Here is a 14181-nt window from a genome sequence, read left to right as displayed (position 1 = left end):
GGCACTACCTGCTGTTAGGAGTGCCGTTGTCGTTCTCAGTTCTGTAAGTCACTTTCGGTGGATTGTGCTTGCCGGAAGTTTTCAGGAATTCAGGAACAGATGTTCTGAAGTCTGCCAAACCGCTGACACGGATCGCACCTTTTGTTTTTACGCTATCAGGATGAGCGTAGTCCACGAAACGACCTTCGTCCACCAGGAAGTATCCTCTGAAATTTGTTTTCGCGGCATCTTTTTCCCAACCGGAGTCAATTTTATAGCGATCTCCAGATTCTCCAGATGCTGCAGACTTGCCATAGTTTAGAGCTGCTGCATTTGGATATTGATCCACTTCGTAGGTACCTTGCTCAATCAGGTTCTGGCCCGCAATAACTGGAATCGCTTTGTTGATGATTTCCTGTGCATCGGCAGTCAAACCATTGGTTCTTTGTGCACCATCAGTCAGAAGGATATAGTTCCAAACGGCTGGCTTTTCGAAGTTATGTGCATAACGCGGAAGTGGAGTCACTTTCTTCTTGAAGACGCCAGTCACCGTTTCAAGCTCGCGAGTCGATTCACGTGCATAGACACGATAGATGTCCGTGCCTGGAGCCAGGATCGAGCGCAGGTAGGCAATCGCGCGGTTTTCCAGACGAGTACAGCCAGAAGAGCCCGGATTTGTGAACATGTTGGCAAAGAAGCCGCGAGTCAGCTCGATCGCTGCGGCGCCATCTTTACCCCAACCGATAGTTCCGTGCATCCATTGATAGTTCATGCCATTGATGTCGTCAGCCGGAGTGACTTTGGCGGCATACCAGCCGAAGGCACCGTGCATGGTAGTGTTGCCTTTGGCATCTTTGACCATCCACTTGCGGGAGCCCAAGGTTTTAGTCATGCTGTCAGTGATTGGATCCGGGATGTACTTCAAAGATTCGCCAGCTTTATACCAATGTGGATAATGTTGTTGCCCATCTTGATAGAATTTCACCCACTCTGAAATCTTCGAGTGGCCCAGCCAGGTCTTAAAGGCGTGAGGATCTGTTTTTGTTCCCTCTTCCGGGCGACCCACGACCATGTCCGTTTCCATCACAAGCTTGTGGGCACAGTCTGGAGTCGCTGTACAGCGTTCATAAACGCGTGTCTTTTCAGTGGCCACGTTCTGGATCACAAAATACTTTGTCGCCGCAGTCACCAGCTCTTTTTTACTAAGATAGTCTTTGGAAACAAAAAGTTCAGGTGCCGCATCCGCTTTCACTGAAGCTGAACGGATGATTTTGATCTGCACCAGGGGAGTTCCTTCGTTAAGAACGTCGATGATTTCGATTTCATCATTCAAAGAAAGTTTTCCTACGATATTCCCGGTGGTGGCATTGCTGCTTCGGACATTCAAAGCGTCCGCAGAAATGAAGTATCGTCCGCCGACCTGCAATTCAGATTTTTGCAAACTTTGAGGTTTGGCAGAAGAAGTGGCGTTCGCCTCTACGGCTGAGATTTCCTGCGCGATACTCATCAAGGGCGAGCTGGCAATCAACAAACTCAACAAGGCTGAGCACAGTCTGCGAGACTTAAACTTTGTCATGATACGTCCTCCGATATTTCCAATATCTATTAAACTTCTGTCATTGACTCAAATCCCCTCAGCAAGAAGCGTGACAGGTGTTCTTGCTGCGGTATTTTTTATAAGAACGTTTTTCGCCCGTCGAACAAGTAGTCAAAGCGCCCATAAAGGGCACATGGAGGTACATGATGAAGAAAAGGATTTTGATGTTGAGCTTGTTGATATTGCCGGCTTTTGTGCAAGCCCAAAGTAATTCAAGATGGCGTATTACAAAGCCGTCTTGGACGGCAGTTGCTGAACAACGCTTTGGTGAGTTTGTCTCTCGACTTGGCGGTGCAGTGGAACGACGGGAATGCGATAAGGTTGATACCTGTCTGCGCAGTCCTGCGAACCCTTATGCCGGAACAGACCCGGCAAGTCTTCGGCTCTTCGCTGATTGCGCAGACCTTCCTTATTATCTGCGCAGCTATTTTGCCTGGAAAAACGGGCTTCCCATGTCTGTGGTCAGCAGTATTGCGTCTCGTCCTGGAAATACGAATAAGGATGTTCGCTATTCCACGATGGGGAACTACGTCACCGGCCGCTATGATGTGATTCCCAGTCGCAACAGTGCGCCTAATGCCGTGGCTTTGTTGAACAGTACTTTGATTGACATGACTTATTCAGCCACCTTCCGGATGATTGGTCTGGAGGATACGGGCCGCTTTACCGACTTCTATCCGGTGAAGTTGAGCCGGGAAACCATCCGTCCTGGGACTGTCATTTATGATCCGAACGGGCACGTGGCGATCATCTATAAGGTCACTGATGATGGGCGGATTTTCTATATTGATTCTCATCCGGACAATACTCTGACCTCGGGTATGTACACTCCTAAATTTTCACGAAGCCATCCTCAGCACGGAGCGGGCTTTAAGAACTTCCGACCTCTGGCGCTGCAAGGGGCCAGTCGGAATTCAGCGGGGGAGTACTACGGCGGAAAGATCGTGGGCGCACGCAATGATCAACTTGCGGGCTTCAGCACGGAGCAGTTCTATGGCAACAGCCCGGATCCGGAAGGAGTCTGGAACAAAGGAAAATTCCTGTATCGCGGGGTGGCCTTCCCTTACTATGATTATCTGCGCATTATGATGGCCAGTGGTGAATTGCGAATAGACCCTATCAAAGATATGCAGCAAGTTCTGGCTGATATTTGTGTGAACTTGAAGGATCGTGTGGTGGCGGTGGAACAGGCACGCAAGGCGGGGGTAGATATGAAGCCCCATCCCGAGCGTCTGCCGACGAACATTTACGGGACGACCGGAGAATGGGAGGACTATGCCTCGCCATCGCGGGATGCCCGTTTGAAGGTGTCCTTCATGGACCTTCTGAATCAATCGCGCAATCTGATTCAGCGCCATCGTGCCGGCGATCCGGCGATTGTGTATTCAGGAGCAAACCTGGCCGCCGACCTCTTGGCTACTTATCAGCGTGAATCAGCAGCCTGTCAGTTCACCTATGTGAACTCCAGCGGGTCTCCAGTGACGCTGAATCTGGAAGAGGGGCGCCAGCGTGTGTTTGCCATGAGCTTTGATCCCTATCATTGTGTCGAGCTGCGCTGGGGGGCAAGCAGTCCGCAAGAGCTTGCATCCTGTCGTGATGATGAGAACAAGCGTTTGTGGTATGACCGCGAGAAGTGGTTGCGTTATCAGTGGGAGCGCCGTTATGACTCGCGCATGGACTATTCCCTGGACGAGCTGACCGGGCCCAAACCAGGAGCAGGCATTGCTCAGCCACCGGATGTGGATATCATTCGTTTATTGAATTCTTTGCGATAACGTTAATTGTGGGTCGTGTGTTTTAAGCAAGAGTCCAATTCTCTTGCTTAAAATTGCCAAGGTGGGTCTCGGGATTTAGCTGTAGGTAAATAAAAAGTCCGGGTTCCTGCCTATGGGAGCCAATCAGACCCTGGAGAAAAGCCGGTCACTATGACCGTCTTTCCTGCAACGTGTCGTCTGAAATGCAAAAGGCGGTACGCACCTCAGGTCAGGAAGTATCGGATGAAGATTGAAGCCTACATACATTTCAATTTAACGACGGCCATTAGAGAAATCCATAATAACAAGAACAGAGCTATAAAGGCCATGGCCTATACATACAAAACTGAATCATGGTGCTAAAGATCGTTCAACGGTGTGGATTTCTCAATTCGAGACACATGGATACTCGGCGCCTATTCAAATACAGTAGCCTGGCATGAAACCTACCCACAGAACAAACCCGAGAGGCTTCTCCTGGGGTTCTCGGGATTTAGCTGTGGGTAAATAAGAAGAAAGACATCCTGTCATAGGAGCTTCCCGCTCCCATACCCTGGGGAAAAGCCGGTCATCGTGACCAGCTTTTTGCGTTGTGGCGTGGGAATAAAAAAGGCCCATCTTGGCTGACCTTGTGATTTGATTTTTTTACCACAAATCACCAAATTACAAAGGCCAAGGATGGACCTTCATCATTTGATCAACAGCTTGTTGGGTCTGCAAGACTTAACGATTACCAACGCGGAGCTTTCAGAAGACTTTGTATCTTGTCGGATCAAAGCTGAGCTTCCCTGGGCGCGAGCGCGCTGCGCTAGTTGTGAGCATCCACTATTGGAGTTCCATCAATGGAGTCATCGTGAGCTCAAGGTCCCTCCACTTGGACTTTTTAAAGACGTAGTTATTCAACTACGTTATCCACGAGGCCTTTGCCCCATTTGCAATAAAATCCAACGCGCATTTGTGGCAGGAGTCCACTCTAAGTTTAAAGGCCATAGCTGTAGTTTCGTTGAAACTGCTGGTCGATTGATGGAAGAAACCACTTGCGCTGCAGCCAGTAGGACCTTGAGTTCAGATCCAAAAACTTTATGGCAAATAGATCAGTGGCGTATGCGAGAAATGCAAAAGAATTTGGATCTAAAGAAGTTCACGCAAGATATAGATGTGTCACGTATGAGCGCGGATGAGGTGCATTTTAAAACTGAAACGGAAACAAAGAGAGACCACCCCTTTGCACCAAGATGGACTGTAAAGTTCGTTACCAATTTAGTCTGCACTAAAGAGGCCAAGATCATTGCAAATGCCGCTGGTCGGGATGCAATGGCGTTAGCCAACTGCCTGCGTTCGCTCTCTCGTCCTCAGCGATTATCAGTAGAGTTTTTTTCAATAGACATGAACCCAGGATACTTCCAGGCCGTTAGTAAGCTTTGCCCAGATGCTGAAATCGCGGTTGATAGATTTCACTTGATTCAGAATATGAACGAATACTTTGAAAAAATCAGAAAAGAGGAGTTTCAAAGAGCCAAGAAAAACAAAAAAGAATTCGAAGAGATCATGCTATCCCCTTCGAAGCGGTTCATGTTTTTAGAACGCAACGCTGTTTTATCTATTGAGGAGCATAATATGCTTGGTAAATTAAAAGTACTAAATACGAATATCTCAAATGCCATGATCATCGTTGAATACTTTCACAAAGTATTGGAAGAAAAAGGTGTTCAAGGTTTTAGATCTCGGCTTACGAAATGGTACGGCTTGGTTCGTGACTCAAAACTCCTTCCGCTGCGAAAGTTTGCTCTTCAAGTGAGAAAGTATCGAATGAATATTGAGGCTTATATACGATCTAATTTGACGACGGCTATCAGTGAAGGACTCAATAATAAGATCAGAGTTTTAAAGGCGATGGCTTACAATTATCAGAACGAGGAATCATTCATGCTTAAGATCCTTCAACGGTGTGGCTTTCTCAATTCGAGACACATGGATACGAGGGCTCTATTCAAATATAGCCAGTTGGCATAAAACCTACCCACAGTTAAAACCCGAGAGGCTTCTCCTGGATTTACCGAAAAGTGTCTCATGTAGACTTTTTGTACAGCATCTTCTTCTTTGGGGGCAAATCATGTCGGTATAGGTATTGCAGTATTTAGGGGTGATGAAAAAGTCACTTCATGACGCCATTCTTGGAATTGCTTTTCTGCTTTTGGCGGTGACCTCCTCCTGTGCCTTTAAAAAGAACCCCAATGCGGATAAGGGCGGAGCTATAGTAGTGGAGCGAGCTGAAGCGAAAGCTCTTCCGACAATAGAAGAGCTTATATCTAGTGAGGATGAGGATAAAGTCATTGAGTTATTGACTGAACGTAAAGACGAGGTTCAGCGGCTAGCCGAAAGTAGCCAAGTCACTCCAATGGATTTGGCCATTAAATATGAGAAGCCTAATATTTTGTCCTATCTGCTTGTTCTTGGGCATAGCCCTTTTGGGATTAGTTCAAAGAGTTACGAGAAGTTGAGCTCAAATGCGACATGGAGCAGTCTGATTGCATCGGCCCAGGAAGATGCGTTTTTAGATATTCTTCGACATTATCCACAGAGACTTTCAGATGTAGTCCCTTCGGACAGTTCCTTTGAATTGTTTAGAGAGTTAATTGATAGATATCGATTGGGCTCCAAAGGGTGTGAACGCTTTAGCGATTACCTGATGGATCTAGGGTATCTTCAGGAGAAGCCGTCTTTACCAGGGGCTTATTACGAAGTATTTGAGAGAGTGAACACGAAAAAAGTATTTCGAGATCTGCTGAGTCAGAGTTCTTGCTCTAAAGAAGTAGCAGGTTTTTCGATATCGCTTGTCGCAAAATGGATCTCTTTGGAAATTTATGAGCAGTTAAACTCAAGCTTTTCTTCGAGTGACTTCTTGAGTTTTCTAGTGTCTCTGAAGAAGACACCTCATGTTGATCTGGCAGTCGCTCCGGTGCGGTCGCATTCTTCACGAGCCTCATATCGGCCACAAGTGGCCAAAGTGAGTCCATTAAGCTTCTTGATGCTTAAGAAGCCGTGTCTGGATGTTGCTGAGTTTCGAATGTGGTTTGAGCTTGTAAAGCAGATATCTCAATTTGACAAAGAGTCGTATGCTTATGCCTATAAGCTTCCGACGGACGCGACGGATGCTGAATGTGTAGGTGATCGGGAATATTGCTATCAGAACTATGAAAATCTCAGAAACTTACATACAGTTTTTGAATATATGTATCCTGGCTATAGTATTAGTGACACAGAATTTATACGTCTCTTTCGCGATCGGACATCGGATGAAATTAGATTGTATAAGCAACAAGGCGACATAAAAAAAAGACTAACAGCGGATGAATTTTTCAGAGAATACTGCAGTGATATGAATCAAGAGAGGTCCTTGTGAGATTGGCCTTATTGTTTATATCTTTAGTGGTTATGATAGGGTGCTCTGTTGCGAAAGATTCAAAAACAAATTCGCAGGCTAACACGCGCCTGCTAATGTCCGACCGAAAAATGAGTTCTGTGCAGATAAATATTATTGCTGCGGTTCGCAGGAGCGAGGTTTCTGCTCTTTTGCAGGAGCTGGAGAGGGCTCGCCCTGCTGATCTGGATTTCTTAGGTTTGCCTGAGACTCCAATGCAGGAGGCATTAAAACTTGGAAGTCTGGAAGTTATCAAGATTCTATTGGACCGAAATGTTGATCCGTTCAATCTTGGAATGGATCAACAGTCTTTGCAGAGATCATTTATTTCGAATCGATCTGTCGATGTATTGGAAAAGTTGAAATTTCAAAAATTACCAAATCGTCCTTCATGGAATGCCGGAGAGGCCTTCTTTTTTGAAAAACTAGGGGAGATATTCCGCAATATTGTAAGTCAGGCCAGTAATAATGTGGCAGTTGCTAGCAGTCTGATGAAAAAAACAAAGCTTTCATGCGATTTCCTTACGGAAGGTCTGATTCAGGAGGCGCAGCTTGGGGAAGCCAAAGATGGTTCGGTGGCTCTTCAGCTTTTGAAGCAGCAAAAGTGTGAAAAGACTTTAACTGCAGCTGGTGCTAGGGCCTTGTACGAAATAGAACTGAAAAGACAGTTTGTGGGCAAGTTTGCTGATCCGGCTTTGATGGTCTATATTGCCGGATTAAAAAACCTCGGAACGACCATGTATAATATCGACAGGTCAGGTATATGGGTTTCTCCGACTTTATTGTATAGAATCGCTCATGAGCCGTTTGATGCCTTCTGTCAGTACGCAAAACTTGCTGGAGCTAGCTGTCCAGTTGACAATTCTAATAATTTTAAAGAGTCCGAGCTGTTTATGGAAAATGTTGGTATGCCAAAAGAAGAGTTTGAAGTAATTCATCTTAAGGCAGGCAGAGTTGTTGGAAGTTATAGACTGTTTCCGAAGCAGGAAGTTCTTGGGCGAGAAGATAGTTTCTTTTTAAAGGTAAGCGCTTACATGCGAGGAACTATTACTGGAGCTTATGAGGAAAATGAAAGTGGTGAGCGTGAATTTGTAGCAAGGGACATTAACTGGGACGTGGGTGTTCAGAGATCTCGGCGAATGTATTCGGCATCGGAAGAGCACGATTTCGCCTGGGGGATTGATCAGGAAGTTGAATTGTATATGAGTAGTCGTGGGTATAAAAAGGGAGAAGATGGTAGGTACCTGATACCTGGCAAGGTGAGCGTTATTCCCCATCTCCCTCCGCCGCCTCCCCTAGATCTAGAGCCTGAGGAGCCTCGGAGACGAGCTGAGGATGATTCTGTCGATGAAGACTCAGGCGGGGGCGTTATTGATGATCTACCAATGCCTCCTTGAGAAATCTCATTTTGAGGCGAGCTGACAATTCGCGGCTCCTGTCTAGAAAACTTTTCCTGAAATCTGCTAGAACGGGATCTGGGGTGGCACTTAAATTGGATGTAAGAAGCCTGAAGAGGTTTCTTATGTCTATGAAGATATGGTTTAAAAAATCAATTTATCTGAGTTGTGGCTTGAGTATCTTATTGTCCGCCGCTGCCGGGGCGACGACGCCGGATCAGATTGAGGCTCAGTTGACCAGACAGAGTCCTTCGCCACTGTTTAAAATTGGTGACTACTTCCTGCACCAGGCCCCACTGCTGACTTTATATAAGTTGCGCGGCTATCGCCCCATCTGGGTGACCGCTGACGGCAAGTTGACACCCATGGCGGTCAAACTGAGGGCCGTTTTAAAAACGGCCCACTTGCATGGACTGAATGTGGCGGACTATTGGGATGCAACGTTGGAAGGTTATTCAACCAGCCCAAAGCTTGCCAGCTTTTCCATCACATTAGAGTTGATGATGAGTGAGGCTTTGCTGCGTTATGTGGATCATCTGCAAAATGGCCGTCTGGATCCGCGCCAGGTGGATTCTGATATCAAGGTGGATCGAAAAGCTTTTAAGGACTTTGAAGTCCTTAAGAAAACCTTGGATGCCGCTGAATCCAAATCTGCATCTGCAGAAGAACTGCGTGCGATGTTGGATAAGTTTGCTCCGAACGGTGCAAATTATGCTGACCTAAAGCAGCTTTTGGCTTATTTCCGAAGTATTGATGATGATAAAGAGTGGTCAGAGATCAAAGTCCCATCCAGCAAATTTATGATGGGCTTCAAGGGGCCCCAAGTAGTTCAGTTGCGTTTGCGTTTGCTTTCTTTGGGATATCATCTGAGTAATTTTGAAAGCAGTGTCTTTGACAGCGAAGTAGATGCGGCGGTTCGTAAGTTTCAGGAATCGAACAATCTGACCAGCGATGGAGTTGTAGGGCCTCAGGTTCTTAGGTTTATGAACGTTCCGGTAAATGAGCGCATCATGCAGATTGAAGCCAATATGGAACGCTTGCGCTGGTTGCCAAGTGAAATGCCCACGCGCTATGTCTATGTGAATATCGCGGCTGCAGAGTTCCGTCTTTATGACAACTACAAACGTGTGATGAAGTTCCAAGCGATTTCCGGCCGTGAGCACTGGCGAACGCCTATGTTATTTAATGATCGAGTGACTTATGTAGAGCTAAACCCGGAGTGGGTTGTTCCGGATGATATCGCTAAGACAAAGATTCCTACAATAAAGGAAAATCCTAATTATTTATCGCAGAAGGGTTTCAGTGTACGCAAGTGGGTGAAGGGATCATTGGTGGACGTTTCTGCAGGTGAGCGCGCCAATATAGACTGGGATCGTTTTGTCGGAAGGTATGTCCTAGTGCAAGAGGCGCGTACAGACAATGCCCTGGGTGTGGTGAAGTTCCCTCTAAGAAATGAATATTCTATCTATTTGCACTATACTGATAATAAGAATCTTTTTAAAGATACCAGTCGCCAGTTGAGTGCGGGATGTGTTCGCTTGGAAGATCCATTCCAGTTTGCGGAGTATATCCTTGCCGGGAATACGAAGTCGATCAGTCCGTTAGGCAATAGCTGGACACAGCAGGAAATGAAAAAGTTGGTTCCTGCTGATGAAAGTCAGCGTCCAGATCCACGTTATCAGAAGATGCGTATTCCTCTTATCACGCCGGTTCCTGTGTTTTTGACTTATTATACTGTCGATAGAACTGATGATGCTGAACTTCGCTTCTTGCCGGATGTTTACGGTCAGGACAAGCGTATTGTGAACATGATCAAGGTGAAATCGTCCGGGGAGTTGTTCTAATGAAACTTTTAAAACGATTCGGAACTTTTGCAGTTTATGCCTCTGTGTTGCTAGGCGCTTCGTGGGTGCAGGCACAAAGCTTGGGTTCTTTGACAGTGAACGGGCAGGCGGCTCCGTCGCAGGTGTTCAAAAAGGTGAAGGTCGCACAGTGTGTTCAAGGTCAAAGTGGCTCTTGTGGCAAACCGGTATTTTTTGATTTGAATGTGCGCCAGGAGTTGCCTGCAGGAACTTATCTAGTCGGATTCGAGAACACTCTTTATCCGGGATTGGTGACGGTTCAGGCGGGGCGGAACACAGTTCTAAGTTTGGAGCGTCTGGATGTTCCTGCTATTGCAGGAGATAGGGTAGTTGTTTATCGCAACTTATACTCCAAGATAGAGCAGGACAAATTTTTAGAGTCTTTCTTTTACTATAAGAAGTCCTTCTTCCGTTTGGAAAAAGGGAACTTTGGTGATCTTTACCTAACCGGGGTGTGGGAGAAGGACGTCATTCAACGCCTTTCTTATGAGGGGTGTCCGGCAAGATTATCTGAGCAAGACAAAAAGGTGCTGCCTAATGCAGACGCAGATAGAATTATTGGTGTTGACAATCTATGCAATGTACTTAGAGGTGCCACAACCCCTCGGGATTTGGCCGGACTTTTCGACTTCACTAATGACAAGAACGGCAGAATCTTTCAAAACTGGGTCTCGGCGCCGGGTATCAAGATGACCATCACTCATGACCGATACTTGGTTGCGACCCCGACCAGACCAGGCTCCTATGTCATGGTGTTCCCGGGTTCTTACACTGTCCAGGCTCTGGGTAAAGATGCGAAAGCCGGTGTCTCAGTCCAAGTCGGAATGTAGACCTGAACCCGGCCTTTCTTGGTTTTTGATTGAACCCCTGGGGTCTTTTCAATACCCTAGGTACATGCTCAAGAACGTACTTGGTTTGATTTTGGTGTTGGGGCCGCTGTCAGTGGCGGCCCAGGGCGTGAAGCCTATTTCCGTATCGTATGAAAATCTCATGCGCTGCTTCCCTGAACTTCAAGATGAAAAGCTGTCCTTTAAGGTGGATTTAAACCGTCTGAAGGATATTGCTGATGAAAAGTTTGTGACGTCCCAGTCGCAGCTGCGTCAAAGAAAGATCCACTATCTGGATGCAGAAAAACAGGCGATGAACCTGATTTTGCGGACCAAGTTTTCCGGAGCCAAAAAGGTCCAGACAGAGTTGATCTTGCAACAGGTCGACGAAAAGGGTGTGGTGACGGATGTTAAGCTGACTGAGAATCAGCGCATCAATCCCAAGCAAGACACCATCAATAACTTTCTGCTGAATTCCGTGATCAAAACAGATGAATACTCCTATAATGACACGAAGCTTAATGGGGTTTCTGCGTCGTATATGCGCAACTTCAAGGATGTCATCGAGTATGAGCTGAACGACGGTCCGGGCGGTCGGTCCATCGTGTGTGAAAATCAGAAGAATCTCGGCATTATATGCACCTGTTCTAAAAAATAAATCTGTTGAATATCGACCTTTTAGGGATATAATTTTAAGAGTGTTGATCTAGGAATTTTTCTAGAGTTTTAAAAGGTTTAGGCATTTTTACTGGCCGATTTAGGCCCCATAGATTCTGCAGCTGTTGAGGTGCTAGTGACATCTGAGAAAAAAACCTACAATTTCCTAATTGCGGGTGTCCCTTACAAATTAAAAACCTCTCACGACGACGCGACTGTTGAGGAGCTCGTTGAATTTGTAAACAACAGGATGAATCAAGCCATGTCTCTTACAAAGAATGGCTCTTTCCAGAATGCGGCCGTACTCACGGCGATGAATCTTGCCGAAGAACTTATTCTATTGAAACGTAAGGCGCACCGCGAGTTGGAAAAACTTGAGGAAAGAGCTTTGCAGCTTTCAATGGATCTAGAAAATTCCAAGAGCAACAAGGTTTTGAACAACTGACTTTGTTTTGATTTCTTGGAGTGTCCATGTCTGTTTCCTGGAGCTCTAAAAAGGACTGTCGGTCCTTCTTTAAATCTCTTTGCGCTCAAGAGTTTGCGCAAGGTCTTGTTCAACATCAAAAGCAGCTCAACGCTCACTTGCACGATTTTCTAAAATCGCAGGCGGGCGTGTGGGGAGCCTATCGGGCATTGCCGGAAGAGGCGCAGGTCGAGGAAGTGTTTCACATCCCACACTTGCGCTGGGCCTTTCCGAAAATGATCGAGGGGCATTTGGAATTCTTTGAGACCCGGGATTTTGTTCTGGGCCCCTTTGGAGTCTGGGAACCTCAGCCCGGCTCTGTGCAAAGATTCCTTCCCGAGATTTCGGGACTGCTTATTCCCGGTTTGGTTTTTAATAAGAATGGCAATCGCCTGGGTAAGGGTAAGGGGTTTTATGACAAAACTCTGCAAGACTACCAGGGGATCAAGGTCGGAATTTGTTTTGATTTTCAAGTCGCAGCAGATCCGCTTCCTACCGAGCCTCATGATGTGGTGATGGATTATCTTGTCACAGAATCAGGCTGGGTCGATTGCAAGAAGTATCAGGAGTGAATGAATCATGGAGATCGTAATCAGCGCCATTATTGGCCTGTTCATTGGTGCCACCGTTGTTTTCGTTATCAAGCGTCTGCAGGATAACAATAAAAAGAAATCAGCTCGCTTTGAAGCGGAACGAATCATCAACAAAGCCAATGCTGAGGCTGCTAAGCTAAAAAAAGAGTCTGAAAATAAAGCCAAGGACTTTGAATCCCGCGCCCGCAAGAATGTCGAACAAGACATCCACAAGCAAAAATCCACATTAAAAAACAAAGAAGCCCAGTTGGACCGTCGTTTGAAAGAGGTCGAAGATCAGTTCAAACAAAAGATGGAAGAAAACGAAAGATATCTGAATTCCTTGAAGGATCGCGAAGAAAAAGTGGCGATCTCTGAAAACCGTATCAAAGATCTTGAGAAAAAAGGTGAACAGCACGCGATTGAGCTGAAGAACAAGCTGGAGTCAGTGGCAGCAATGAGCCAGGATGAAGCCCGTCGTCAGCTTTTGACTGCTTTGGAAGATGAAGCCAAGCAGGAAGCTGCGAAGAAAATTGCGCAGATTGAAGCTGAAGCTCAAAAAGAATCTGAAGTTAAAGCCAAGCGTATTCTGGCGACGGCTCTGGCGCGTTTTGCTTCTGAATACACCTCTGAAAGAACTGTCAGCGTTCTGGCTCTGCCAAATGACGAGATGAAAGGTAAAATTATCGGCCGTGAAGGTCGTAACATCCGTACCTTGGAAGCTCACTGTGGTGTGGACCTGATCGTGGATGACACGCCAGAGGCGGTAGTTATCTCCGGCTTCGATCCGGTTCGTCGCGAACTGGCCCGTCGTACAATTGAAAAACTGATGGAAGACGGTCGTGTGCATCCGGCGCGTATTGAAGAAGTCGCTGAAAAACAACGTAACGAGCTGATGAAGTCCATCAAAGAAGAGGGCGAGCGCCACGTGATGGAACTGGGTATTCCAAACATGCACCCGGAACTGATCAAGATCATCGGTGGTCTGAAATACCGTTCTTATCAGGGGCAAAACGCCCTGAATCAGTCCTTGGAAGTGGCGACGATTGCGGGTCTTCTGGCCGCGGAACTGGGGGTCAGCGTGAAGCTGGCTCGCCGTGCAGGTCTTTTGCACAACATTGGTAAGGCAATCGATCACACCGTTGAAGGCAGTTATGCTTTTGTTGGTGCTGAGGCTGCTAAAAAATACAACGAATCTGAAGATGTGTGCCACGCGATTCGTGCTCACAACGAAGAAGAAAAACCGCACTCAATCCTGGCGTGGATTGTTCATGCGGCTTACACCTTGTCTGTGTCCCGTCCGGGGGCTCGTCGTCCACAAATGGATTCCTTCATCCATCGTTTGGAAGACCTTGAAAGCATCGGTAACAGCTTCGACGGCGTTCTGAAAACTCTGGCGTTGCAGGCGGGTAAAGACATCCGCGTTTTGGTTGAATCTGCGAAAGTGACTGACGATCAGGCCGTCATGTTGTCTCGCGATATCGCTCGCAAGATCGAACGCGAAGTCCCTCAGGCAGGACAAGTCAAAGTCACCGTCGTGCGCGAAACCCGCTCCGTGGAGCACGCGAGATAATCCGCGGACGCGGAGGATGCCGCCTACGGCGAGGATGTCGTAGCGGCCCTGGCCGCGAAGACTGGACTAAAACCGCCCA

General features: G+C 46.9%; 11 protein-coding genes. 10 read left to right on the top strand and 1 reads right to left on the bottom strand.

Annotation, left to right across the window (positions count from 1 at the left end):
* Nucleotides 1-4 precede the first annotated feature (4 nt).
* Nucleotides 5-1555 (bottom strand): SH3 domain-containing protein, encoded by a 1551-nt coding sequence (locus ACZ5ZV_RS14250; protein ID WP_464117822.1) that lies wholly within the window; start codon nt 1553-1555, stop codon nt 5-7.
* 167 nt (nt 1556-1722) lie between these two features.
* Between ACZ5ZV_RS14250 and ACZ5ZV_RS14245 the strand changes: the two genes are divergently transcribed.
* From ACZ5ZV_RS14245 to rny, 10 genes are all read left to right on the top strand, one after another.
* Complete coding sequence (locus tag ACZ5ZV_RS14245) at nt 1723-3351, top strand: hypothetical protein (protein WP_464117820.1); 1629 nt, start codon at nt 1723-1725, stop codon at nt 3349-3351.
* A gap of 657 nt (nt 3352-4008) precedes the next feature.
* Nucleotides 4009-5343, top strand: coding sequence for an ISL3 family transposase (locus tag ACZ5ZV_RS14240; RefSeq protein ID WP_464117818.1), 1335 nt, complete (start codon nt 4009-4011; stop codon nt 5341-5343).
* A 133-nt stretch (nt 5344-5476) separates the two neighbouring features.
* Nucleotides 5477-6733 carry a hypothetical protein gene (locus tag ACZ5ZV_RS14235; protein ID WP_464117816.1) on the top strand — a complete coding sequence of 419 codons (1257 nt, stop codon included), beginning with the start codon at nt 5477-5479 and terminating at the stop codon, nt 6731-6733.
* Entirely contained in the window at nt 6730-8148 is a 1419-nt protein-coding gene (locus ACZ5ZV_RS14230; protein WP_464117815.1) for a hypothetical protein, read from the top strand. The genes ACZ5ZV_RS14235 and ACZ5ZV_RS14230 overlap by 4 nt, the downstream gene beginning before the upstream one ends.
* Nucleotides 8149-8273: 125 nt before the next feature.
* Complete coding sequence (locus tag ACZ5ZV_RS14225) at nt 8274-9992, top strand: L,D-transpeptidase family protein (RefSeq protein WP_464117814.1); 1719 nt, start codon at nt 8274-8276, stop codon at nt 9990-9992.
* The gene (locus tag ACZ5ZV_RS14220) at nt 9992-10840 is read left to right on the top strand and encodes a hypothetical protein (protein WP_464117813.1); all 849 of its coding nucleotides are present in this window, start codon (nt 9992-9994) and stop codon (nt 10838-10840) included. Before ACZ5ZV_RS14225 ends, ACZ5ZV_RS14220 begins: the two co-directional genes overlap by 1 nt.
* A 64-nt stretch (nt 10841-10904) precedes the next feature.
* Nucleotides 10905-11495: a hypothetical protein gene (locus ACZ5ZV_RS14215; RefSeq protein WP_464117811.1), complete on the top strand. Its 591-nt coding sequence runs from the start codon at nt 10905-10907 to the stop codon at nt 11493-11495.
* A gap of 135 nt (nt 11496-11630) precedes the next feature.
* Nucleotides 11631-11939 carry a cell division protein ZapA gene (locus tag ACZ5ZV_RS14210; protein WP_464117810.1) on the top strand — a complete coding sequence of 103 codons (309 nt, stop codon included), beginning with the start codon at nt 11631-11633 and terminating at the stop codon, nt 11937-11939.
* Nucleotides 11940-11965: 26 nt separating this feature from the next.
* Nucleotides 11966-12529: a 5-formyltetrahydrofolate cyclo-ligase gene (locus ACZ5ZV_RS14205; protein WP_464117809.1), complete on the top strand. Its 564-nt coding sequence runs from the start codon at nt 11966-11968 to the stop codon at nt 12527-12529.
* A gap of 7 nt (nt 12530-12536) precedes the next feature.
* Complete coding sequence (gene rny / locus ACZ5ZV_RS14200) at nt 12537-14102, top strand: ribonuclease Y (protein WP_464117807.1); 1566 nt, start codon at nt 12537-12539, stop codon at nt 14100-14102.
* Nucleotides 14103-14181 lie beyond the last annotated feature (79 nt).

Source organism: Bdellovibrio sp. HAGR004 (assembly GCF_055397015.1).
The sequence above is the reverse complement of the archived record's forward strand: the minus strand, read 5'-3'. Positions and strand labels throughout refer to the sequence as shown.

What these genes read in the sequence shown, in the direction of transcription:
- ACZ5ZV_RS14250 (WP_464117822.1), bottom strand. Translation starts at nt 1,555, where the DNA reads ATGACAAAGTTTAAGTCTCGCAGACTGTGCTCAGCCTTGTTGAGTTTG.
- ACZ5ZV_RS14245 (WP_464117820.1), top strand. Translation starts at nt 1,723, where the DNA reads ATGAAGAAAAGGATTTTGATGTTGAGCTTGTTGATATTGCCGGCTTTT.
- ACZ5ZV_RS14240 (WP_464117818.1), top strand. Translation starts at nt 4,009, where the DNA reads ATGGACCTTCATCATTTGATCAACAGCTTGTTGGGTCTGCAAGACTTA.
- ACZ5ZV_RS14235 (WP_464117816.1), top strand. Translation starts at nt 5,477, where the DNA reads ATGAAAAAGTCACTTCATGACGCCATTCTTGGAATTGCTTTTCTGCTT.
- ACZ5ZV_RS14225 (WP_464117814.1), top strand. Translation starts at nt 8,274, where the DNA reads ATGTCTATGAAGATATGGTTTAAAAAATCAATTTATCTGAGTTGTGGC.
- ACZ5ZV_RS14220 (WP_464117813.1), top strand. Translation starts at nt 9,992, where the DNA reads ATGAAACTTTTAAAACGATTCGGAACTTTTGCAGTTTATGCCTCTGTG.
- ACZ5ZV_RS14215 (WP_464117811.1), top strand. Translation starts at nt 10,905, where the DNA reads ATGCTCAAGAACGTACTTGGTTTGATTTTGGTGTTGGGGCCGCTGTCA.
- ACZ5ZV_RS14205 (WP_464117809.1), top strand. Translation starts at nt 11,966, where the DNA reads ATGTCTGTTTCCTGGAGCTCTAAAAAGGACTGTCGGTCCTTCTTTAAA.
- rny (WP_464117807.1), top strand. Translation starts at nt 12,537, where the DNA reads ATGGAGATCGTAATCAGCGCCATTATTGGCCTGTTCATTGGTGCCACC.